Below are 21,631 nucleotides of genomic sequence, written 5' to 3' on the forward strand. Positions count from 1 at the left end.
CGGGGTCGTGCCGGGTCGTGCTGAGGTATCTGGGCGGTGCGGTGGTTCAGCCCGCGTACGGGTCCCGCACCGTGCCCGGGCGAGCCAGGAACTCGAAGTCGCAGCCGGTGTCGGCCTGTGTGATCTGCTCGTCGTAGAGCGCGCCGTAACCGCGCTCGTAGCGGGTGGGCGGGGGCGTCCAGTCCGCCCTGCGCCGGTCCAGCTCCTCGTCGTCCACATGGAGACGGAGGGTGCGGGCCGCGACATCGAGGGTGATGGAGTCGCCGGTGCGCACGAGGGCGAGCGGTCCGCCCACATGCGACTCGGGAGCGACGTGCAGCACACAGGTGCCGTAACTCGTGCCGCTCATCCGGGCGTCGGAGATGCGGACCATGTCCCGGACGCCCTGCTTGAGCAGGTAGTCGGGCAGGGGCAGCATGCCGTACTCGGGCATGCCCGGGCCGCCCTTGGGGCCGGCGCCCCGCAGCACGAGCACATGGTCGGGGGTGATGCCGAGCGCCGGGTCGTTGATGGTGCGCTGCATCGTCCTGTAGTCGTCGAAGACGACGGCGGGTCCGGTGTGCTTGAGCAGGTGCCGCTCGGCGGAGATGTGCTTGATGACGGCGCCGTCCGGGCAGAGGTTGCCGCGCAGCACCGCGACCCCGCCCTCGGCGGCGACCGGGTTGTCCCGGGTCCGGATGACGTCGTCGTTGTGCACCTGGGCGCCGGCGAGCTGCTCCCGCAGCGTGTCGTGCGAGACGGTCGGGCGGTCGAGGTGGAGCAGGTCCGTGATCCGGGAGAGGAACCCGGGCAGGCCGCCCGCGAAATGGAAGTCCTCCATCAGGTACGTCTGGCCGCCGGGCCGTACGTTGGCCAGCACCGGCACCGTGCGGGCGACGCGGTCGAAGTCGTCGAGGGTGAGCCGGACGCCCGCGCGGCCGGCCATGGCGATCAGGTGGATCACGGCGTTGGTGGAGCCGCCGAGGCCGAGCACGGTCGTCACGGCGTCCTCGAAGGCCTCGGCGGTGAGGATGTCGCTCGGCTTGCGGTCCTTGTGGACCAGTTCGACGATCGTCATGCCCGCCCTGGCGGCCATCCGGTCGTGCCCGGAGTCGACGGCCGGGATGCTGGAGGCGCCCGGGACCGTGACACCGAGCGCCTCGGCGGCGGCGGTCAGCGTGGAGGCCGTGCCCATCGTCATGCAGTGGCCGGGCGAGCGGGCGAGGCCGCTCTCCAGCTCCTGCATCTCGCAGTCGCCGATGACCCCGGCCCGCTTGTCGTCCCAGTACTTCCACATGTCGGTACCGGAGCCGAGGGTCTCGCCCCGCCAGTGGCCCGGCAGCATCGGCCCGGCCGGCACGAACACCGCCGGCAGGTCCGCGCTCGCCGCGCCCATGAGCAGGGCGGGCGTCGACTTGTCGCAGCCGCCCATCAGCACGGCCCCGTCGACCGGGTACGACCTCAGCAGCTCCTCCGTCTCCATGGCGAGCATGTTGCGGTAGAGCATGGGGGTCGGCTTCTGGAAGGTCTCACTCAGGGTCGAGACCGGGAACTCCAGCGGGAATCCGCCCGCCTGCCAGACACCGCGCTTGACCGCCTGGGCGCGGTCCCTGAGGTGCACATGGCAGGGATTGATGTCCGACCAGGTGTTGAGGATCGCGATGACCGGCTTGCCGAGGTGCTCCTCGGGCAGGTAGCCGAGCTGGCGGGTGCGGGCACGGTGGCTGAAGGTGCGCAGTCCCTCGGTGCCGTACCACTGGTGGCTGCGCAGGTCCTCCGGACGCTTCTTCGGTGTGCTCATATCGACCACCCCGCGGCGATCGCGGCGACCGCGGCGCGCTCGTCCTCCCCGAGGGTGCGGCTCGGCGGGCGGACCTCGCGGCGGCACAGCCCGAGGGAGGCGAGGGCCTCCTTGACGACGGTGACGTTGTTCGCGGAACCGTTGGCCGCGCGCAGTTCCTCGAAGCGGCGGATCTGCTCCCACACCTTCATGGCGGCCGGGTAGTCGCCGGAGCGCAGCGCCTCCAGCATGTTCAGGGAGACGGCCGGGGCCACGTTCACCAGGCCCGAGGTGAAGCCGGTGGCACCGGCGGAGAAGTAGGAGGGCGCGTACGGCTCGGCGAGCCCGGCCACCCACACGAACCGCTCGAGACCCGCGTCCCGGGCGAACCCGGCGAACCTGGCCGCGTCCGGGACGGCGTACTTCACGCCGATGACGTTCGGGCAGGCGTCGGCGAGTTCGGCGAGCCGGGCGCCCGAGAGCTGCGCGTTGCGGATGTACGGGACGACGCCCAGCTCGGGCACGGCCTCGGCGACGGCCCGGTGGTAGTCGACCCAGCCCGCCTGGGAGACGTACGGGTGGACGGGCTGGTGGACCATCACCATCTGGGCGCCGAGGTCCCGGGCGTGTCGCGCGGAGGCGACGGCGGTCGGGACGTCGTGCCCGACGCCGACGAGGATCGCGGCCCGCTTTCCGGCCTCGTCGACGGTCAGTTCGGTGACGAGCCGGCGCTCCTCGGGAGTGAGGGCGTAGAACTCGCCGGTGTTGCCGTTGGGGGTGAGGGTCGTGATGCCGCCGTCGAGCAGACGGCGCAGCAGAGCCCGGTAGGTGCCCTGCTCGACGGAGCCGTCCTCGGCGAACGGGGTCACCGGGATCGCCACCACGTCGGCCAGGGCCGCCCGCTGGGTCTCGAACGCCACGCTGCTCATTGCTGACCTTCCTGTTCCCGTGCCGCCTGGGGGAAGGCGCGCTGCACGAAGGAGGCGATGTGGACGTGCAGGGCACGCGCCGCGCCGTCGGCGTCGCCGTCGAGGGCGAGCCGCAGGATCTCCCGGTGCTCGCCGGCCTCCCGCTCCCAGGAGGGCGAGGCGGCCCAGGCGACGGCCGAGACGAGGGCGGCCTGGTCGCGCACCTCGTCGAGCATCCGGCCGAGCAGCGGGTTGCCGCACGGCAGGTACAGGGCGCGGTGGAACTCCCGGTTGGCCAGGGAGCGTTCGGCGGTGTCGGTGGCGACGTCGGCCCGGGTCAGGGCGTCCCGAGCGGCGTCCAGGGAGGCCCCGCGCCGCACGGCCCGCTTCAGAGCCTCGGGCTCCAGCAGCAGCCGCACGTCGTAGACCTCGCGCGCCATGTCCGCGTCCACCATGCGCACCGTGACGCCCTTGTACTGGTTCATCACGACCAGCCCGGTCCCGGCGAGGGTCTTGAGCGCCTCCCGCACGGGGGTCTTGGACACCCCGAACTGCGCGGCGAGCTCGGTCTCGACGAGCGCCTGCCCGGGCGTCAACTGCCCAGTGAGGATGCGGTGTTTGATCCCCTCCAGCACGTACTGCGTGCGGGAGGGGATCGGCGTGGGCACAGAGGTCATGCGCGCCTCTCGGATCTCGCGTCTCGGTGGATCGCGTATCGGATCTCGCGTATCGCGTCTCATATATGACGTACGAAGTACGACGCGATGACGGTAGGAGGGCGCGTTTGTTTCGTCAATGCTTCTGACGCAGGAAGTGGCAATCGCTTTCTACGACCTGGGCTGCCACCCCGGATCCCGCCCGCTCAGCCCCACGGCCCGGTCCAGCAGGGGCGCGTCCGGCCCGACGGGGACGACGGGGCCGAAGATGTCGCCCCGGCCGGGGTCGCCGACCGCCGCGGCGAGGAAGTCGTGGCAGACCTGGAGCGCGGCCGGATCGGGGGTGTACACCTGGCCCGTCGCGCGGGCCAGGTCCCAGCCGTGGATCACCAGCTCGTCGGTGGCGACGAGGCCGGCGACCTCGCCGGGCAGGTCCACGCCCCCGGCCCGGGTCATGCCGGTCCAGGCGGCCGGGTCGCGCCAGGCCTCGGCCAGTTCGGCGAGGACCTTGGGCAGCTCCTCGCGCCAGCCCGGCCCGATGTCCGGGAGCGCGGAGTCCGGGCTGGTGTCGGTGGTGACACCCAGGTCCTTGCGGCCGGCGTCACGGAAGGCGACGGTCAGCCCGACCAGGTGGCCGAGCAGGTGGCGCACCGCGTATTCCGGACAGGGGGTCGGGTCCGTCAGCCGCTCGTCGGTGACGCCTTCGGCCAGGCGCGCCAGGACCGCCGTCTGCGGTCCGAGGTCGAGGGTCGGGGTGGTGTCGGTCATCGGCTGTTCCTCCTGGTTCGGGTACCTGGGAGGTAGACCGAGGGCGACCGCGGAACTCATCGCCCGGCCGCCCGATCTCTACGGCACTTCCCCGATCCCCGCTAACGGGCCTTAGAACCACGATGACCAGGCATGACGACCTCAACAACCTGGCCCGTGGTGCATGTCCTGCGCGACCGCAACGCGGGGCTCTGTCTCTCCGGAGTGGTGGTCTCCGGCTTCGGTGCCTCGGCCCTGTGGCTGGCATCCGGCGTGTGGGTCAAGGACCTCACCGGCTCGGACGGCCTGGCGGCGCTGTGCCTGCTCGCCATGTGGCTGCCGACGCCGGCCGGACCGCTGCTGGGCATCCTCGCCGACCGGGTCCGCCGCAAACCGCTGCTGATCGGCGCGAACCTGCTGCTGGGCGCCCTCCTGCTCGCCCTCGTGGCCGTCGACGGCCCGGGGGATCTCTGGCTGCTCTACGCCGTGCTGTTCGTATACGGCACCGCGGGCGTCGTCCACGACGCGGCAGAGTCGGCCCTGGTCGCGACCGCCGTCGGCCCGTCCCTGCTCGGCGACTTCAACGGTCTGCGCGTGACGGCCGCCGAGGGCATGAAACTCCTGGCCCCGCCGGCGGGCGCGGGCCTGTACGCGGCGTACGGCGGCGCGAGTGTCGCCCTCCTGGACGCGGCGACGTTCGTGCTGGCCACGGCCCTGTACGCGGCCGTACGCGTACAGGAGGACAAGCCCGCGCCGCCCACCGGACGCCCTCGGCGGCGGGCCGCCGAGGGCGTCCGGCACCTGTGGGCGCACCCCGTGCTGCGCCCCCTGGTCCTGGCGGGCGGCGCCGCCATGCTCTGCGCCGGTCTGAACGGGGCGATGGTGTACGCCGTCGTCGACGCCCTCGGGCACTCCCCCGCGTACACCGGCGTACTGTACGCCGTGCAGGGCGCCGGTTCGGTCGCGGTCGGCCTGCTCTCCGGCACCGCCTTGCGCCATCTGGGCGCTCGGCGCTTCGCGGCGTCCGGGATCGCCCTGCTGGCCGTCGCCGTGGCCCTGCGGGGGGTGCCGTCCGAGCCGGTCGCGCTGGTGTGCGGCGCGGCGATCGGCGTGGGGCTGCCCGCCGTGCTGATCGCCGCGCTGACCTGCGTGCAGCACGAGACACCGGGTGCGCTGCTGGGCCGGGTCACGGCCACCGCCCACACCCTGGTGTACGCACCGAACGTGGTGGGGCTGGCCGCCGGGGCGGCCCTGGTCGAGCTGGTGAGCCACCGGCTGGTGCTGGTGGCCCTGGGCGCGGCCCTGCTGGTGGCGGCGGCCGCGCTGTGTCAGAGCCCGGCGAGGGCGGAGCGGACCGCCTCCAGGTCGCCGTCGGACGCCAACCCCGCGTGATAGAGCCGCAGTTCGGTGGCCCCGATCTCCCGTGCCCCGGCGGCGTCGGCGGCGAGGGTGCCCGGGCTGCCGCCCATCCCCGAGACGACGGTGAAGTTGGCCGCGATGACGGCGCCCCGTCGGTCCTGCCGTGCGAACGGTGTCAGCGTGCCGGTGCCGCCCGCGCAGGGCACGACCACACCGTCCGCGACGGACAGGATGTGCGCCGGGTCGACCCCGGGATTGGCGCCGACGTGGTACGACACCGGATCCGCGTGCAGCAGCACCTGGAAACCTTCGGGTGCCGCCGCGCGGACCGCCGCGACGGCCTGCTCCTGGAGGGTGCGGGCGGTGTCGTCGCGGTACCCGCGCGTGAGGTTCGCGAGGGTGTCACCGAGGAGCTTCTCGACGCCCGTCCAGCCTCCGTCGGAGGGGGCGCCCTGCCAGACCGGCTCCAGCGCGGTCCGTACGGCGGCCGCCAGTTCGTCGGCGTCCAGGCCGTGCCGGCCGTAGCCCTCCCTGCAGGACGGGCAGAAGCACAGCGCCATCAGGTACTGCCCGGCGTCCCCGAGGCCGATGCCGCCGGTCTTGTCGTGGGCGTGCAGATGCTGCAGTCCGTACCAGCCGAGGGACTCCAGTTCGGTGCCGCGCGCCCCGGGCCGGACCGCCGCATCGGCCGCCAGGTCGGTCAGGTACGCGCGGGTGGCGGGCTGCGCGATGCACGGCGCCCAGGGATAGCGGTCGCCGTAGGCGTTGACGACCGAGGTGTCCGGGTGTTCGGCACCGAGGCGGGAGTTGTGCGCCAGGACGACCCAGGTGTGCACCTCCAGACCGGCCTCGGTGAGCGCGCCGGCGGCCTCGCCGAAGGCGTCGCCGGGGGCCCAGGCACCGGCCGCGTAGGGGCGCAGCTCACGCCCGGCCCAGCGGTCGTCCGCCGGGTACAGCACGGCGGCGTGCTCGGCGGTGACGATGCGGTGGCGCGGATGGCGGGGCGTGAGGGCGCGCGTGGAGTGGTAGGCGGCGGCGAGCGTCACCTGCCGCACGCCGAGCGCGGCGATGCGCGCGGGTGCCTCCGGGTCCCCGTTGACGTCCCAGGGGTAGACGAACGCCGACGCCTTCACTTGGTCTCCTCCAGCAGCGCGTAGCCCCGCTCGATCAGTTCGGCGAGCTGCTTGACATGATCCCCGGCCGGCTCGTGCAGCGGGGGCCGCACCTCCCCGACGTCGAGGCCGCGCAGCCGTACCCCGGCCTTGACCAGCGCGACGGCGTATCCGCGGCCTCGGGCGCGCAGTTCGACGAACGGGCCGTAGAAGCCGTCCAGCAGTCTGCGCACGGTGGTGTCGTCACCGGTGCCGAGGGCCCGGTGGAAGGCGAGGGCGATCTCCGGCGCGAAGCAGAAGACGGCGGACGAGTAGAGCGTCACACCGAGGGCGCGGTAGGCGAGCTGGGTCTGTTCGGCGGTCGGCAGGCCGTTGAAGTAGAGGAAGTCGCCGGAGGTTCCGGTGCGGACGGCGCTGACGACGCGCTGCATGAGGTCGAGGTCGCCGAGCCCGTCCTTGAGGCCGATGATCCCGTCCGTGCGGGCGAGTCCGACGACCGTCTCCGGGGTGAACACGGCGTTGTCGCGCTGGTAGACGATGACCGGCAGGGCGGTCGCGGCGGCCACCTCCCGGTAGTGCCGCAGCAGCCCCTCCTGCCCGGCGACGACGAGGTAGGGCGGCATGGCGAGCAGGCCGTCCGCACCGGCGGCCTCGGCGAGGCGGGCGTAGCGCACGGCGAGCGCGGTGCCGTACCCGGCGCCCGCGACGACCGGCACGCGACCGCCGGCGGCCTCGACGGCGGCCCGTGCGCAGGCCTCGAACTCCTCGGGCGTCAGTGCGTGGAACTCGCCGGTGCCGCAGCAGGCGAACACGGCGGCGGCCCCGGCCTCCACCCCGCGGCGGACGTGCGCGCGGTAGGTGTCGAGGTCCACGGAGCCGTCGGGCGCGAAGGCGGTGACCGGGAAGAACAGCGGTCCGCTGGGGATGGCGAGTCGAGCGGCGAGAGGGGCTGACGTCACGAGCTCTCCCGGTTCCATATGCATGATTGGCGTCTATGTTTCTGAACCAGTCCACGCTAAGGCGCCGCCTCAGGGCCGGTCAAGCACGCCCACCCGCGACGCACCTGCGAATTCCCCCTCTCCACGACATACTTGACGGGCTCCGCCCCTGATCCTTAGCGTGTCCACGCATATGAATGCCGTGCGCTCATGTGCACATGGTTGGCGATCAAGGAGATCCGAGGATGCCCGCTCCCCGCACCGTCCTGCTCACCGGCGCCGCCGGTGGCCTCGGCACCCTGATGCGGGACCTGCTCCCGGACTACGGCTACGACCTGCGCCTGCTGGACATGCGCCCGATCGAGGGCGCCCCCGAGGCGATCACCGCCGACCTCGCCGACCGGAACGCCGTACGCGAGGCGGTCCGGGGCGTCGACGCGATCATCCATCTCGCGGGCATCTCCCTGGAAGCCCCTTTCGAGAAGATCCTCAAGGCGAACATCGAGGGCACCTACCACCTGTACGAGGCCGCCCGCGAGGAGGGCGTGGGCCGGATCGTCTTCGCCTCCTCCAACCACGCCGTCGGCTACACCCCGCGCCCCCGGGGCGACGCGCCCCTCGATCCGGGCGCGCTCATCCCGGTCGGCACCCCGCGCCGCCCGGACACCTTCTACGGCCTGTCCAAGTGCTTCGGCGAGGACCTCGCGCAGTTCTACTGGGACAAGCACGGCCTGGAGACGGTCTCGGTGCGCATCGGCTCCTGCTTCCCCGAGCCGACCAGCGTGCGCATGCTCTCGGTGTGGATGAGCCCCGCCGACGGCGCCCGCCTCCTCCACGCGGCGCTGACCGCCGAGCACGTCGGCCACACCGTCGTCCACGGCTCCTCCGCCAACACCCGGCTGTGGTGGGATCTCACCAGCGCCCGAGCGCTCGGCTACGAGCCGCAGGACGACTCCGAGCCGTTCGCCGAGAAGCTCATCGCCGAGCAGGGCGAGCTGGACCCGGAGAACGAGGCGCACGCCTACCTGGGCGGCCACTTCGTGACGGACCCGCCGATCTGGCCGTACTGACCGGAGAAGTCGTCACGAAGGCGGGCGGGCACCGAACGGGCCCGCCCGCCCTCGTGTTCGGGCATCACCGCTGCCCGATCCCACCTCCCGAGGGACCCCGACGCAGGTCCGTGACGGGCCCAACCCCGCATAGACGGGCACAACCGGGCAGCATCCATTCCCCAACAGGCCTGGTCAGTGCCGCACGCCCGCTGTAGAACTTCCCCCATGGGCCGCACAGGGCCCGAACGGGCAGCAGAGCGGAAGGCACGTGTCGGCATGAGTACCAGTACGGCGGAAGAACGCCGGCGCGCGATCGTGCTGGCCGCACGACGTGACGGCACGGTCGACGTCACCGTCCTCGCCACCGAGCTGGGCGTGGCCAAGGAGACCGTGCGGCGGGACCTGCGCGTCCTGGAGGACCACGGCCTGCTGCGCCGCACCCACGGCGGCGCCTACCCCGTGGAGAGCGCCGGCTTCGAGACGACGCTCGCCTTCCGGGCCACCAGCCACGTCCCCGAGAAGCGCCGGGTCGCGGCCGCCGCGGCGGAGCTGCTCGGAGACGCGGAGACCGTCTTCGTCGACGAGGGCTACACCCCCCAGCTCATCGCCGAGGCGTTCCCCCGGGACCGGCCGCTGACCGTGGTCACCGCGTCCCTGCCGGTCGCGGGCGTCCTCGCCGAGGCCGAGCACATCTCGGTGCTGCTGCTCGGCGGCCGGGTGCGGCGCGGCACCCTCGCCACCGTCGACCACTGGACGACGAAGATGCTGTCCGGCTTCGTCGTCGACCTCGCCTTCATCGGCGCCAACGGCATCTCCCGCGAACACGGCCTCACCACCCCCGACCCGGCCGTCAGCGAGGTCAAGGCCCAGGCGATCCGGGCGGCCCGCCGTGTGGTCTTCGCGGGCGTGCACACCAAGTTCGGGGCGGTCAGCTTCTGCCGGTTCGCCGAGGTCGCCGCGCTGGAGGCGATCGTGACGAGCACCCTGCTGCCGACCGCCGAGGCCCACCGCTACTCGCTGCTCGGACCGCAGGTCATCCGGGTCTGACCGCACATCGGCCCCACGACCTCCCAGGGCGCCCCCACGCCTTGCGTTGCCCCTTATCTCCCCATACATCCAGGAGCGATCCATGCGAACCCAGAGCCGACGACGGCCACCGCGAGCCACGCTCGCCCTGGCCGCCGCAGGGACGCTGCTCGCCCCGCTGCTGTCCGGCTGCTGGGTCGGCGCGGGCGGGACCGGTTCCGGCGGCGACGCCATCAACGTCCTCATGGTCAACAACCCGCAGATGGTCGAGTTGCAGAAGCTGACCCGCGCCCACTTCACCGAGGAGACGGGCATCGAGGTCAACTTCACGGTCCTGCCCGAGAACGATGTCCGCGACAAGATCAGCCAGGACTTCGCCAACCAGGCCGGGCAGTACGACGTCGCCACGCTGTCCAACTACGAGATACCGATCTACGCCCGCAACGGCTGGCTGCACGAGATGAACGGCTACGTCGCCGAGGACCCGGCCTACGACGAGCGGGACATCCTGAAGCCGATGCGCCAGTCCCTCACCGCCGACGACGGCAAGCTCTACGGCCAGCCCTTCTACGGCGAGTCGTCGTTCCTGATGTACCGCAAGGACGTGTTCGGGAAGAAGGGCCTGACGATGCCCGCGCACCCCACCTGGCGGCAGGTGGCGGACCTCGCGGCGAAGGCGGACGGCGCCGAGCCCGGCATGAAGGGCATCTGCCTGCGCGGCCTGCCCGGCTGGGGCGAGGTGATGGCCCCGCTCACCACGGTCGTGAACACCTTCGGCGGCACCTGGTTCGACAAGGACTGGAAAGCCCGGCTCGACTCCCCCGCCTTCGAGGCGGCGACGAAGTTCTATGTCGACCTGGTGCGCGAGCACGGCGAGTCCGGCGCCGCCCAGTCCGGCTTCGCCGAGTGCCTGAACAACATGACCCAGGGCAAGGTCGCGATGTGGTACGACGCCACCTCCGCGGCCGGTTCCCTGGAGGCGGCGAACTCCCCCGTCAAGGGCAAGATCGGCTACGCCCCCGCGCCCGTCGAGAAGACGAAGTCCTCCGGCTGGCTCTACACCTGGGCCTGGGGCATTCAGAAGGCCTCCCGCAACCCGGACGACGCCTGGAAGTTCGTCTCCTGGGCGTCCGGCAAGGGCTACGAGGAACTGGTCGGCGACACCTCCGGCTGGTCCGACGTCCCGGCCGGCAAGCGGGCGTCGACCTACGCCAACCCCGACTACCGCAAGGAGGCCGGTGCCTTCCAGGAGATGACCAAGGAGGCCATCGAGAAGGCCCGGCCCAACGACCCCGGCGTGCAGCCGCGGCCCGCCCCCGGCATCCAGTTCGTCGGCATCCCCGAGTTCACGGACCTCGGCACCAAGGTCTCCCAGGAGATCAGCGCGGCCATCGCCGGACGACAGTCCGTCGAGGAGGCCCTGAGGAAGTCGCAAGCGCTCGCCGAGAAGATCTCCGAGGAGTACGAGGGACGATGACCGCCACCACGACGGCCCCCGTGGCCGCACCAGAGCTGCACACCCCGGTCCGCCGCCCCTCCACCCGGCTGCGCGCCTGGGCCATCCGCGCCCCGCTGCTGCCCGCCCTGATCTTCATGATCGTCGTCACCCAGCTGCCCTTCGTGGCCACGCTGGTGATCTCGTTCTTCGACTGGAACTCCCTCTATCCCGACGCCCGCCGCTTCACCGGCGTCGACAACTACCGGGAGGTCCTCACCGATCCGGGCCTGCGCCAGTCGGTGTGGACGACCGTGCTGCTCACGGTGGCGGTGGTCCTGGCCAGCCTGGTCATCGGACTCGTCCTGGCCCTGCTGCTGGACCGGAGGTTCCGCGGCCGGGGCCTCGTACGGACCCTGCTGATCGCGCCCTTCCTGGTGGTGCCCGTCGCGGCGGCCCTGCTCTGGAAACATGTGCTCTACAACCCTGAATACGGCCTGTTGAACGGGTTGTTGCACTATGTGGGCGGCCCACAGCCCGACTGGATCTCCACCACCCCGCTGCTCGCCGTCGAGGCCTCCCTCGTGTGGCAGTGGACGCCGTTCATGATGCTGATCCTGCTCGCCGGCCTGCAGAGCCGGGACCACGAGCAGATCGAGGCGGCCCGGGTCGACGGGGCGGGCGACTGGCAGATCTTCGTCCATCTGACGCTCCCCCACCTGCGCCGCTACCTCGAACTGGGCGCCCTGCTGGGCTCGATCTACATCGTCCAGAACTTCGACGCGGTCTTCACGATCACGTCCGGCGGCCTGGGCACCGCCAACCTCCCCTACACCGTCTACCAGAGCTTCTACCAGGCCCATGAGAACGGACTCGCCTCGGCCGCGGGCGTCCTGGTGGTCATCGGCTCGATCGTCATCGCGACCTTCGCCCTGCGCGTGGTGTCGTCCCTGTTCCGCGAGGAGGTGTCCCGCGCATGAGCACCACCGCACCGCGTGCCCGCCGTGTCCGTGGCAAGGGAGCGGGCCTGGGCCTGCTGGCCTGGCTGCTCGGCATCACGTTCTTCCTGCCCATCGCGTGGATGGCGCTGACGTCCTTGCACTCGGAGGCGGACGCGGCGACCAACCCGCCGTCCTTCGCGGCCTCGCTGACCCTGGACGGCTACCGCGAGTTCTTCGGCGCGGGCGGCGGCGCCAGCCCCTGGCCGGCCCTGATCAACTCCCTGGTCGCGTCCGTGGCCTCGACACTGCTGGTCCTGCTGCTGGCCTTCCCGGCGGCGTACGCGCTGTCCATCAACCGCGTCCGCAGGTGGACGGACGTGCTGTTCTTCTTCCTCTCCACGAAGATGCTGCCCGTGGTGGCCGGCCTGCTGCCGATCTACCTGTTCGCCAAGAACGCCGGGATGCTCGACAACATCTGGCTGCTGGTCATCCTCTACACCTCCATGAACCTGCCGATCGCGGTGTGGATGATGCAGTCGTTCCTCGCCGAGATCCCGGTCGCGGTGATCGAGGCGGCCCGGGTGGACGGAGCACGGCTGCCGACGGTCCTCGCGCGCGTGGTCGCACCGATCTCCCTGCCCGGCATCGCCGCCACCGCCCTGATCTGCTTCATCTTCAGCTGGAACGAGCTGCTGTTCGCCCGGGTGCTGACCGGTGTGGTCGCCGAGACCGCCCCCGTCTTCCTGACCGGCTTCATCACCAGCCAGGGCCTGTTCCTGGCGAAGGTGTGCGCCGCGTCGCTCGTCATCTCCCTGCCGGTGCTCGCCGCGGGGTTCGCCGCCCAGGACAAGCTGGTCCAGGGTCTGTCGTTGGGAGCCGTGAAATGAAGGCCGCCGTCATCGAGTCCGTGGGCAGGGCCGTCGTCATCGAGGTCCCGGACCCGACGCCAGGACCGCGTGACGTCGTGGTCGAGGTCGCGGCCTGCGGCTTGTGCGGAACCGATCTCCACATCCTCCAGGGCGAGTTCGCCCCGAAGCTGCCGATCGTGCCCGGGCACGAGTTCGCGGGCGAGGTGGTCGGGGTCGGCACGCAGGTCACCGAGGTGGCGGTGGGCGACCGGGTCGCCGTCGACCCGTCCCTGTACTGCTTCGAGTGCCGCTACTGCCGCACCGGCCACAACAACCTCTGCGAACGCTGGGCGGCGATCGGCGTCACGACCGCCGGAGGAGCGGCACGGTACGCGGTCGCCCCCGTGGCGAACTGCGTCAAGCTCCCCGACCATGTCCGCACCGAGGACGCTGCGCTCGTGGAACCGCTGTCCTGCGCGGTCCGCGGCTACGACGTCCTCCAGTCACGTCTCGGCGCACACGTGCTGATCTACGGCTCCGGCACGATGGGCCTGATGATGCTGGAGCTGGCCAAGCGCACCGGCGCGGCGAGCGTGGACGTGGTCGATGTGAACCCCGCCCGGTTGGAGACGGCCCGCCGCCTCGGCGTCTCGGCGTCCGCGGCGAACCCCGACGAACTGGACCGCCCGCAGGGCTGGGACCTGGTCGTCGACGCCACGGGCAACGCGGCGGCGATCCAGGACGGCCTGGACCGGGTGGCCAAGGCGGGCACGTTCCTGCAGTTCGGGGTGGCGGACTACGCGACGCGCGTGACGATCGACCCGTACCGCGTCTACAACCAGGAGATCACCATCACGGGTTCGATGGCCGTCCTGCACAGCTTCGAGCGCGCGGCGGAACTCTTCGCGAACGGCGTCCTCGACCCGGAGATCTTCATCAGCGACCGTATCCCGCTGGAGCGGTACCCCGAGGCGCTGGAGCAGTTCGCCTCCGGGGTCGGCCGCAAGATCGTGGTCGTGCCGTAGGGCGACGGGCCACCGCGCAGGGGCGAAGGCGGGCGAAATCCGGTGGGACGCCCGCCCCCGCCCCCGTACGCTCACGCCATGCCAAGACCCCACGGATTCGCCTACGAGCGGCACGCGGGCGGAACCGTCCGCATCACCCACCACGGCCGCCCCGCCACCCTGCTGAACGGCCCCCGGGCCGCACAGTTCCTCGCCGAGGTCGAGACCTCCGACCCGCAGCTCGTCATGGCCCGCTGGACCGGCGACTACAAGCGGGGCAACGAACGCGCCGCCCGGGACCACCCCCGCAATCGCCGCTGACCCGATTGGCCCCAAGGTAAGGGAACGGCAAAACCACCTCGCTCGTTCACCCGGCATGACAGCTATGACCCCCGGCTCGAACATCCCCCTCTCCGCCGCCCGCGTGACGGTGGACGTCGCCGCCCCGGTGCGGCTCGACGTATCGGGCCTGCTGCTCACCGCCGACGGCAAGGTGCGCTCCGACGACGACTTCATCTTCTACAACCAGCCCTCGGGCGCGGGCGTGACCTACCGCTCGGGCGGCGGCAGTGCGCCCGACGCGATCGTGGTCGACACGACCACCGTGCCGCCCGGCATCGAGAAGATCGTCGTCACGGCCAGCCCGGACGCCGCGGGCCAGACCTTCCGGGGCATCGAACCGACGGCCACGATCCGCAACGCGGACGACAACTCCGTCCTCGCGTCCTTCACGCCCCCGCAGCTCGGTGACGAGACGGCCCTGGTGATCGTGGAGGTCTACCTGCGCAACGGCCAGTGGAAGGCCCGGGCCGTCGGTCAGGGATACGCCAACGGCCTCGCGGGCATCGCCACGGACTTCGGAGTCACGGTGGAGGAGCCGGCCGCCGCCCCGGCCCAGCCGATGACCCCGCCGCCGGCCCCGGTGCAGCCGCCCGCCCCACCCCTCTCCGCTCCCGCCGCGCCTCCGGCCGCCCCGGCCACACCTCCGCCGCCCGCGCCCGGCGCCGGGAAGATCAACCTCGACAAGGGCCGCGTCAGCCTCCAGAAGAACCAGACCGTCTCTCTGATCAAGGGCGGCCGCCCCCTGCTCTCCTCGGTCAGGATGGGACTCGGCTGGGAGCCCGCGTACCGCGGCAAGGACATCGACCTGGACGCCTCGGTCATCGCCTACGGGCCGCAGCGCAACCACATCGACAGCTGCTACTTCGGCAAGCTGCAGATCGTGGGCGGCGCGATCCGGCACTCCGGCGACAACCTCACGGGCGAGGGCGGCGGCGACGACGAGGTCATCACGGTCGACCTCGGCCGACTGCCCCAGGAGGTCACGGGCCTGGTCTTCACGGTCAACTCCTTCTCCGGCCAGAAGTTCACGGAGGTCGCCAAGGCCTACTGCCGCCTTCTGGACGGCACGACCGGCGAGGAACTGGTCCGCTTCGACCTCACCAGCGCCGAGCCCCAGACCGGCGTCCTGATGGCCAAGCTGATCCGCCAGTTCTCCGGCGAGTGGGACATGACGGCCATGGGCGACTTCGTGAAGTCCCGCACGGTGAGGGGGATGGTGAAACCGGCGGCGCAGGCCCTGTAAGCACCGCACCGGCCTCCCGGGACGCCCCCTTCCAGGGGGCGTCCGGCTCGCGGGATCAGCGACGCCCCAGTCCCTCCATCAGCAGCGTCAGATACCGCCGGATGTGCCGGTCCTCCCCGTCCGCCAGTTCCGACGCCGTCGCCACCCCGTGCGCCAGCCGCAGCACATCGATCGGGTCGACGTCCCGCCGCAGCGTGCCCTCCTCCTGCGCCGCCCGCACCAGCCGCCCCGCCGCGGCCTTGACCGAGTCGCCGCAGGCCGTGTTCACGAGGGACCCGGAGTCCGTGACGGCCGGACCCAGCAGCGCCTTCAGCCCGCGCATCCGGATCATCCCGGCGCCCAGTTCGTACAGCCACTCCCCCAGCGCCTCGCCCGGTGACCGTTCGGCGGCGAGCACACCGGCCCGGGCCGCGATCGCCTCGACCCGGTCCAGGTACGCGGCCTCCAGCAGCGCCCGCCGGGTCGGGAAGTGCCGGTAGAGCGTGCCGGAGCCGACCCCGGCACGCTTGGCGATGTCGTCGAGCGAGGCACCCTCTCCGTGCTCGGCGAACGCCTCCACGGCCACCCTCAGCAACCGCTCGTGGTTACGCCGGGCATCCGCCCGCATGGGCCTGACCCGCACCACGCGACCACTCCTCACGAACCGGGGACTCTCCACGCACCCTACCGAGACGGCGGACCCCGGGCCGGGCGGCCGAAGCCGTCGGTCGCGTCCTGGATGATCAGCGCCCCCGGCGCACCGGACCGGCCGGAATCAGGCGGAGTCGCGGATCACGAGTGCGGGCGTCACCCACGCGTCGGCGCCCCGCAGTGGCTCCTCACCCGCGCGCAGCCGGGCCACCTGCTCCACGGCCAGCCGTCCCAACTGCCGCTTGTCGATGTGCAGGGTGGTCAGGGCGGGTTCGACCAGCTCGCCCAGGGAGAGGCCGTCGAAACCGAGCACGGCCAGGTCCTGCGGGACGCTCCGGCCACGGCGGCGGGCGGCGCGCGTCGCCCCGACCGCGATCAGGTCGTTGAAGCCGAAGACCGCGGTGATCCCGGGCCGCGCGGTCAGCAACCGGTCCATGCCGGCCTCGCCGCCCGCCACGCTGTGCTCGGGACACGTCACGACCCAGCCCTCGTCGACGGGCAGGCCGAGCCGCCGGGCCTGCTCCAGGAAGGCCTGTCTGCGGGGGCCGGGGCCGTGCACGCCGTCCAGCATGCCGATCCTGCGGTGCCCGGCGCGGAACAGATGGTTCATGCCCTGTTCGACGCCGGTGGCGGCGTCGATGCCCACGGCCGCGAACCGGGTCTGTCGCGGTCCGCGCTCCAGCAGCACCAGCGGAACGCCCCCGAGGTGCCGGGCGAGCACGTCGTCCGGGTCCTTGAAGTAGCCCACGACAGCGTCCGCCTGGTGGGAGAGCACGTCGAGCGCCTCCCGCTCCCTGGCCTCGTCGATCCGGGAGTCCCACACGACGACCTGCCAGCCGCGCTGCTCGGCCGCCTCCAGCACCCCGGCGGCCACTTCGGGAAAGAACGGGTTGCGCAGGTCCGGGATGACCAGGCCGGCCGTCACCGCGCCCTTCTGGACGAGTCCGCGGGCGAAACGGCTTGGCCGGTAGTCCAGGAGCCGCGCCGCCTCCAGGACGCGCTCCTTGGTGCCGGGGTCGATCTCGCCTTTGTCGTTGACCGCCCGGGAGACCGTCTGGCGCGACACCCCGGCCAGGCGTGCGACGTCGTGGATCGTGGCCCGGCGCCGGGCACCGTCAAGCCGTTCGGCACGCTGATTGTCGGTCCACACGCTCAGCACTGTATCGGCGCCGCCGCCCGCCCGGCAGGGCAGCCGGACGGACGCCCCCGCCGGTCCGCACCCGCGTAGGCGAGAAGAGGCCGTGTCGTGGGGTGTTCGCCCACAGCGGTTGGCGCGTCAACGCCAGTCAGTCGGTATGAGGGCCCATCGCGCCGTTCCGAGGACGGACCCCCCGGCGCGGCCCCCGCCCCATCGGCCTGCTCTGCCGGACCGAGCACGTCCCGGTAGGTACGCGGCGAGGTACCGGAAGGGGAACTGCCGCGAGCGTGCGACCTCGGCCGGGTCGCTGGTCCGCGCGGCGACCCGCTCGGCCACCTCGTCCGAGACACCGGCCTCGTCGAAGTTCCGCAGGTTCCGCACGAGCGCCATGGTGCCCATGGAGGGGATCACGGCCTCCCAGGCCGCCTTGTCCATCGGCCCCTGCGACCAGCCCGCCAGCGCCTCCCACGTCATCCCGGCCGCGGCCGGGATGACCCCACGTCATCCCGGCCGCGGCCAGCCGCTGGGCACCGCCCTCGGCGGTCACGACCGCACGCCGTTCCCGGACGGGCAGCGCCATCAGTTCGCGGTGGGCCGCCAGGACATGGTCCGACGCGGGCGGTACGGCGGTGTCGGGGTGGTGGCGGCGGTCGAGGGCGTGGCGGAACAGCTCGCCCTGCCACGGCCTGTCCGGGTCCGGCGCCGCGTGCACCAGGCTGAGGACGTCGCCGAAGCGGTAGCCCAGGGGCGCGGGCCTGTTCTCATACGCGGCTCCGCCGCGCGGGCGCGACCGGCCACAACGGCGCCGCACCCGCCGGGAACACTCAGCCCCCTTGCTGGGACCGCGCCTTGAACGCGGCCTTCCGCGCTTCCTTCGCGACCTTCTTGTCGGGGTGCAGCCGCCCCATGGCCTCCAGCACATCGGCGGTCGCGGGGTGGTCGACCCGCCACACCGCCGCGAAGAACCCGTCGTGCTGCTGCGCGAGCCCTTCCACCAGCGCCCGCAGCTCCTCGGAGTTCCCCTCCGCGGCGAGCTGGGCGGCCACCGTGTCGATGGTCAGCCAGTAGACCATCGCCTCGGACGGCGCGGGCACGTCCCTCGCGCCGTGCTCCGTCAGCCACACCCGGGCGAGCCCGCCCAGCTCGGCGTCGTCGAGCACCTCGCGCAAGGCGGGCTCGGCCGACGGCCCGACGAGCGACAGGGCCTGCTGGCAGCGCAGCCGCCGCAGCGGTGCCCCGGCGTCCGAACCGCGGGCCGCCGCCAGCAACTCCCGTGCCGCGACGAGGGGTTCCCGACGCTGCAGCCACTGCTCCGTCTCGGCCTGCGCGGCACCGGGAGGGAACTCCGCCGTGCCGTCGAGCAGCGCGTCGGCCCCCTTGTCGGCGAGGTCCCCGACGGCCGGTGCGTCGAACCCGGCCTCCAGCAGCCGGGCGCGCAGGCCGTACAGACCGAGCGGGGTGAGCCGGACCATGCCGTAGCGGGAGACGTCGGTGTCGTCGACGGGTGCCGCGGGCTCCTCGTCGGCGTCGGCCATGAGCGCCTCGTCGACGGGCTGGTACTCGACGAAGCCCACCGGCTCCAGCATCCGGAACTGGTCGTCCAGCCGCATCATCGCGTCGGAGACCTGTTCCAGGACGTCGTTGGTGGGCTCGCCCATGTCACTGGGCACGATCACCGAGGCGGCCAGCGCCGGCAACGGCACCGGGGCGCCACCGGGACCGTCCCCGGCTGCGGTGAGCAGATAGAGGTTGCCGAGCACGCCGTCGAGGAACTCGGCCTCGGCCTCGGGGTCCCAGTCCAGGGCGGAGAGGTCGACCTCGCCGTCCTCGGCCAGAAGTCCGTCGAGATCGGGCACGCTCGCGTCGGCGAGCACGGTCTCCAGGGCGGCGAGCCACACGGCGAGCACGTCCCGCGGCGCGCCACCGGTGAGCAGGGCCAGGTCCTCACCGGCCGTCACGGTGCCCTCCTGCTCGTCGACGACCTCGACGAGCCCTGCGTCCACGGCGACCCGCCACGCCTCGCTCGCGTCGGCGGCGGCGTCGTCCCCGCTCAGCCCGAGCGCCTCGGCGGCCGCGGGCAACTGCTCGTCGACAAGCCCTCCCCCGGCGTCGACACGGGTGTCCGGCCCGGCCCAGCGGGCGAGCCGGGCGGCCCGGGACAGCAACGGCGTGGACAGTGCGTCGCGCGCCAGCTCCGCTTCGGTGTGCAGCCGCACCGGCGGCAGGGGGGAGCTGTCTGACATCGGCTGTTCTCCTAGGGCGCCTTCATACGACTCAGCCGCTCAGCCTAGACGGATTTCCACCCATGCCGCCCACTTCATCTGCCCGTCAGCCACCGTACATGGCCGAAACCTTGACAAGTGACATGAACAGGCTGGAGATTGACGCGCGTAGAAGTCGGCGGACACTTGTTCACCGGGCCGGCCCCACCCGTTCCGTCCGTCCCCTTCCTCTACGCGCGTCACCGCACCCCCCACAGGTGACGACAGCCAGCCAGTCCACACGTGTCCGCCCTCGTCCCGGCGCTCTGTCACGTCCCCGGAGGGAACCCCGTTGCCGAGCAAGTCGTCCGCGCGTCTCGCCGCGCTCACCGTCGCCGCCGCGTGCTCCGCGGCATCCACGATCGTCCTCACCAGCCCCGCGCACGCGGAATCGGTCCGCGTCCACGACATCCAGGGCAGCACCCGCATATCCCCCTACGCCGGCCGGCAGGTCACGGACGTGGCCGGAATCGTCACCGGCATCCGGGGCTACGGCTCGTCCCGCGGCTTCTGGATCCAGGACCCGAACCCGGACGCCGACCCGGCGACCAGCGAGGGCGTCTTCGTCTTCACCGGCTCCGCGCCGAAGGGTGTCGCCGTCGGTGACTCCGTCACGGTCAGCGGCACGGTCGCGGAGTACGTCCCCGGCGGCGCGGCCTCCGGCAACCAGTCGCTGACGCAGATCACCAAGCCGACGACCACGGTCGTCTCCAGCGGCAACGCGCTCCCCGCCGCCACGGCGATCACCTCGCGCTCGGTCCCCGCCGCCTACGCGCCGACCGGTGACGCCGCCGCGAACGGCTCGATCAACGCGCTGCCCCTCAAGCCCTCGACGTACGCCCTGGACCACTACGAGGCGCTGGAGGGCATGTCCGTCCGGGTCACCGACACGCGCGTCGTCGGCGCCACGACCCCGTACACCGAGCTCTGGGTGACGGTGAAGCCGCACGAGAACCGCAACCGCAACGGCGGCACGGTCTACGGCTCCTACGACGGCCAGAACACCGGCCGCCTCAAGATCCAGTCCCTCGGACCGACGGCGGACTTCCCCAAGGCGAACGTGGGCGACACCCTCACGGGCAGCACCGCGGGACCTCTGGACTACAACCAGTTCGGCGGGTACACCCTGGTCGCGAGCGAGCTGGGCACCCTGAAGAGCGCGGGTCTGCAGCGCGAGACGACCCGTAAGCAGCGCTCCTCCGAACTCGCGGTCGCCACCTACAACGTCGAGAACCTCGACCCGACGGACGACACGTTCGCCGCCCACGCCTCCGCGATCGTGAACAACCTGAAGTCGCCGGACATCGTGTCCCTGGAGGAGATCCAGGACAACAACGGCGCGGAGAACGACGGCACGGTCGCGGCCGACCAGACGCTGACCAAGCTGATCGACGCGATCACCGCGGCCGGCGGCCCGACGTACGACTGGCGTTCGATCGACCCGGCCGACGGCGTCGACGGCGGTCAGCCGGGCGGCAACATCCGCCAGGCGTTCCTGTTCAACCCGGAGCGGGTCTCGTTCACGGACCGCGCGGGCGGCGACGCCACGACGGCCACCGACGTGACGAAGATCCGCGGCAAGGCCCGTCTGACGCTCAGCCCGGGCCGCATCGCCCCTGCCGACGAGGCCTGGGAGAACAGCCGCAAGCCGCTGGCCGGCGAGTTCGTCTTCCGCGGCCGCACGGTCTTCGTGATCGCCAACCACTTCGGCTCCAAGGGCGGCGACCAGGGCCTGACCGCTCAGTACCAGCCCCCGTCCCGCAGCTCCGAGACGCAACGGCACCAGCAGGCCGCCCTGGTGAACGCCTTCGTCAAGGACATCCTCGACACCCAGAAGAACGTGGACGTCATCGCGCTGGGAGACATCAACGACTTCGAGTTCTCGCGGACCACGCAGCTCCTGGAGGGCCGCGGCGAACTGTGGTCGGCGATCAAGTCCCTGCCGCGCGGCGAGCGTTACTCCTACGTCTACCAGGGCAACAGCCAGGTCCTCGACCAGATCCTGATCAGCCCCTCGATCCGCCGCGCCTGCGACTTCGAGTACGACAGCGTGCACGTCAACGCGGAGTTCCACGACCAGATCAGCGACCACGACCCGCAGATCCTGCGTTTCCGCCCGTGACACCTGTGCGGGGCCGGCCGGACCGGCGGTCCGGCCGCCGCGCGCAGGGCCAGCTCCAGTTGGCTGACCCGCCGCTGCTCCCGCCAGGCCCGCAGCAGGGGACCCACGCC

The 21,631-nt window shown here is 72.0% G+C and carries 19 protein-coding genes and 1 pseudogene; 10 read left to right on the plus strand and 10 right to left on the minus strand.

Going from position 1 to position 21,631, the window contains the following annotated elements; translation table 11 throughout:
* Positions 1-46: 46 nt before the first annotated feature.
* The 4 genes from araD to ABTX62_RS18220 form a co-directional block, all read right to left on the minus strand.
* Positions 47-1,780 carry an L-arabinonate dehydratase gene (gene araD / locus ABTX62_RS18205; RefSeq protein ID WP_352117102.1) on the minus strand — a complete coding sequence of 578 codons (1,734 nt, stop codon included), beginning with the start codon at positions 1,778-1,780 and terminating at the stop codon, positions 47-49.
* On the minus strand, positions 1,777-2,688 hold the full coding sequence (locus ABTX62_RS18210) for a dihydrodipicolinate synthase family protein (protein WP_352117103.1): 912 nt from the start codon (positions 2,686-2,688) through the stop codon (positions 1,777-1,779). The genes araD and ABTX62_RS18210 overlap by 4 nt, the downstream gene beginning before the upstream one ends.
* The gene (locus ABTX62_RS18215) at positions 2,685-3,344 is read right to left on the minus strand and encodes a GntR family transcriptional regulator (protein ID WP_283972184.1); all 660 of its coding nucleotides are present in this window, start codon (positions 3,342-3,344) and stop codon (positions 2,685-2,687) included. The genes ABTX62_RS18210 and ABTX62_RS18215 overlap by 4 nt, the downstream gene beginning before the upstream one ends.
* 150 nt (positions 3,345-3,494) lie before the next feature.
* A complete protein-coding gene (locus ABTX62_RS18220; RefSeq protein WP_352117104.1) occupies positions 3,495-4,091 on the minus strand; it encodes a TIGR03086 family metal-binding protein in 597 nt (198 codons plus the stop codon).
* A gap of 132 nt (positions 4,092-4,223) precedes the next feature.
* Between ABTX62_RS18220 and ABTX62_RS18225 the strand changes: the two genes are divergently transcribed.
* Positions 4,224-5,462, plus strand: coding sequence for an MFS transporter (locus ABTX62_RS18225; RefSeq protein ID WP_352117105.1), 1,239 nt, complete (start codon positions 4,224-4,226; stop codon positions 5,460-5,462).
* On the opposite strand, the gene ABTX62_RS18230 is transcribed toward ABTX62_RS18225, so the two are convergent.
* Both ABTX62_RS18230 and ABTX62_RS18235 read right to left on the minus strand, forming a co-directional pair.
* A complete protein-coding gene (locus tag ABTX62_RS18230; protein ID WP_352117106.1) occupies positions 5,399-6,562 on the minus strand; it encodes a hypothetical protein in 1,164 nt (387 codons plus the stop codon). The two genes, ABTX62_RS18225 and ABTX62_RS18230, sit on opposite strands and share 64 nt — an antisense overlap.
* Positions 6,559-7,500, minus strand: coding sequence for a 5-dehydro-4-deoxyglucarate dehydratase (locus ABTX62_RS18235; protein ID WP_352117107.1), 942 nt, complete (start codon positions 7,498-7,500; stop codon positions 6,559-6,561). The genes ABTX62_RS18230 and ABTX62_RS18235 overlap by 4 nt, the downstream gene beginning before the upstream one ends.
* 224 nt (positions 7,501-7,724) lie before the next feature.
* On the opposite strand from ABTX62_RS18235, the gene ABTX62_RS18240 reads away from it, so the two are divergent.
* From ABTX62_RS18240 to ABTX62_RS18275, 8 genes are all read left to right on the plus strand, one after another.
* On the plus strand, positions 7,725-8,549 hold the full coding sequence (locus ABTX62_RS18240) for an NAD-dependent epimerase/dehydratase family protein (protein WP_352117108.1): 825 nt from the start codon (positions 7,725-7,727) through the stop codon (positions 8,547-8,549).
* Positions 8,550-8,807: 258 nt separating this feature from the next.
* A complete protein-coding gene (locus ABTX62_RS18245) occupies positions 8,808-9,578 on the plus strand; it encodes a DeoR/GlpR family DNA-binding transcription regulator (protein WP_352117109.1) in 771 nt (256 codons plus the stop codon).
* Positions 9,579-9,660: 82 nt separating this feature from the next.
* Positions 9,661-11,034 (plus strand): ABC transporter substrate-binding protein, encoded by a 1,374-nt coding sequence (locus ABTX62_RS18250; RefSeq protein WP_352117110.1) that lies wholly within the window; start codon positions 9,661-9,663, stop codon positions 11,032-11,034.
* Complete coding sequence (locus tag ABTX62_RS18255) at positions 11,031-11,972, plus strand: carbohydrate ABC transporter permease (protein WP_352117111.1); 942 nt, start codon at positions 11,031-11,033, stop codon at positions 11,970-11,972. The genes ABTX62_RS18250 and ABTX62_RS18255 overlap by 4 nt, the downstream gene beginning before the upstream one ends.
* On the plus strand, positions 11,969-12,820 hold the full coding sequence (locus ABTX62_RS18260) for a carbohydrate ABC transporter permease (protein ID WP_352117112.1): 852 nt from the start codon (positions 11,969-11,971) through the stop codon (positions 12,818-12,820). The genes ABTX62_RS18255 and ABTX62_RS18260 overlap by 4 nt, the downstream gene beginning before the upstream one ends.
* Positions 12,817-13,806 carry a zinc-dependent alcohol dehydrogenase family protein gene (locus ABTX62_RS18265; RefSeq protein WP_352117113.1) on the plus strand — a complete coding sequence of 330 codons (990 nt, stop codon included), beginning with the start codon at positions 12,817-12,819 and terminating at the stop codon, positions 13,804-13,806. The genes ABTX62_RS18260 and ABTX62_RS18265 overlap by 4 nt, the downstream gene beginning before the upstream one ends.
* A gap of 78 nt (positions 13,807-13,884) precedes the next feature.
* Positions 13,885-14,106: a hypothetical protein gene (locus ABTX62_RS18270; protein ID WP_352117114.1), complete on the plus strand. Its 222-nt coding sequence runs from the start codon at positions 13,885-13,887 to the stop codon at positions 14,104-14,106.
* A gap of 64 nt (positions 14,107-14,170) precedes the next feature.
* Positions 14,171-15,370, plus strand: coding sequence for a TerD family protein (locus ABTX62_RS18275; protein ID WP_352117126.1), 1,200 nt, complete (start codon positions 14,171-14,173; stop codon positions 15,368-15,370).
* Positions 15,371-15,425: 55 nt separating this feature from the next.
* Here ABTX62_RS18275 and ABTX62_RS18280 read toward each other — a convergent pair whose 3' ends face one another.
* The 4 genes and pseudogenes from ABTX62_RS18280 to ABTX62_RS18295 all read right to left on the minus strand — a co-directional run bounded on the left by ABTX62_RS18280 (position 15,426) and on the right by ABTX62_RS18295 (position 19,381).
* The gene (locus ABTX62_RS18280) at positions 15,426-15,995 is read right to left on the minus strand and encodes a TetR/AcrR family transcriptional regulator (protein ID WP_352117115.1); all 570 of its coding nucleotides are present in this window, start codon (positions 15,993-15,995) and stop codon (positions 15,426-15,428) included.
* Between the two features lie 129 nt (positions 15,996-16,124).
* Positions 16,125-17,150 carry a LacI family DNA-binding transcriptional regulator gene (locus tag ABTX62_RS18285; protein WP_352117116.1) on the minus strand — a complete coding sequence of 342 codons (1,026 nt, stop codon included), beginning with the start codon at positions 17,148-17,150 and terminating at the stop codon, positions 16,125-16,127.
* A gap of 237 nt (positions 17,151-17,387) precedes the next feature.
* Positions 17,388-17,889, minus strand: a pseudogene (locus tag ABTX62_RS18290) (TROVE domain-containing protein); the annotation flags it as partial.
* Between the two features lie 73 nt (positions 17,890-17,962).
* On the minus strand, positions 17,963-19,381 hold the full coding sequence (locus ABTX62_RS18295) for a hypothetical protein (RefSeq protein ID WP_352117117.1): 1,419 nt from the start codon (positions 19,379-19,381) through the stop codon (positions 17,963-17,965).
* A 310-nt stretch (positions 19,382-19,691) separates the two neighbouring features.
* Here ABTX62_RS18295 and ABTX62_RS18300 point away from each other — a divergent pair, with 310 nt between their 5' ends.
* Positions 19,692-21,521: a DUF8508 domain-containing protein gene (locus ABTX62_RS18300; protein ID WP_352117118.1), complete on the plus strand. Its 1,830-nt coding sequence runs from the start codon at positions 19,692-19,694 to the stop codon at positions 21,519-21,521.
* Positions 21,522-21,631 lie beyond the last annotated feature (110 nt).

Origin of the sequence: Streptomyces sp. NPDC096046 (assembly GCF_040303285.1) — a bacterium.
Lineage (GTDB): Bacteria > Actinomycetota > Actinomycetes > Streptomycetales > Streptomycetaceae > Streptomyces.

What these genes read in the sequence shown, in the direction of transcription:
- ABTX62_RS18220 (WP_352117104.1), bottom strand. Translation starts at nt 4,091, where the DNA reads ATGACCGACACCACCCCGACCCTCGACCTCGGACCGCAGACGGCGGTC.
- ABTX62_RS18215 (WP_283972184.1), bottom strand. Translation starts at nt 3,344, where the DNA reads ATGACCTCTGTGCCCACGCCGATCCCCTCCCGCACGCAGTACGTGCTG.
- ABTX62_RS18255 (WP_352117111.1), top strand. Translation starts at nt 11,031, where the DNA reads ATGACCGCCACCACGACGGCCCCCGTGGCCGCACCAGAGCTGCACACC.
- ABTX62_RS18270 (WP_352117114.1), top strand. Translation starts at nt 13,885, where the DNA reads ATGCCAAGACCCCACGGATTCGCCTACGAGCGGCACGCGGGCGGAACC.
- ABTX62_RS18245 (WP_352117109.1), top strand. Translation starts at nt 8,808, where the DNA reads ATGAGTACCAGTACGGCGGAAGAACGCCGGCGCGCGATCGTGCTGGCC.
- ABTX62_RS18210 (WP_352117103.1), bottom strand. Translation starts at nt 2,688, where the DNA reads ATGAGCAGCGTGGCGTTCGAGACCCAGCGGGCGGCCCTGGCCGACGTG.
- ABTX62_RS18225 (WP_352117105.1), top strand. Translation starts at nt 4,224, where the DNA reads ATGACGACCTCAACAACCTGGCCCGTGGTGCATGTCCTGCGCGACCGC.
- ABTX62_RS18260 (WP_352117112.1), top strand. Translation starts at nt 11,969, where the DNA reads ATGAGCACCACCGCACCGCGTGCCCGCCGTGTCCGTGGCAAGGGAGCG.
- ABTX62_RS18240 (WP_352117108.1), top strand. Translation starts at nt 7,725, where the DNA reads ATGCCCGCTCCCCGCACCGTCCTGCTCACCGGCGCCGCCGGTGGCCTC.
- ABTX62_RS18295 (WP_352117117.1), bottom strand. Translation starts at nt 19,381, where the DNA reads ATGTCAGACAGCTCCCCCCTGCCGCCGGTGCGGCTGCACACCGAAGCG.
- araD (WP_352117102.1), bottom strand. Translation starts at nt 1,780, where the DNA reads ATGAGCACACCGAAGAAGCGTCCGGAGGACCTGCGCAGCCACCAGTGG.
- ABTX62_RS18265 (WP_352117113.1), top strand. Translation starts at nt 12,817, where the DNA reads ATGAAGGCCGCCGTCATCGAGTCCGTGGGCAGGGCCGTCGTCATCGAG.
- ABTX62_RS18275 (WP_352117126.1), top strand. Translation starts at nt 14,171, where the DNA reads ATGACCCCCGGCTCGAACATCCCCCTCTCCGCCGCCCGCGTGACGGTG.
- ABTX62_RS18250 (WP_352117110.1), top strand. Translation starts at nt 9,661, where the DNA reads ATGCGAACCCAGAGCCGACGACGGCCACCGCGAGCCACGCTCGCCCTG.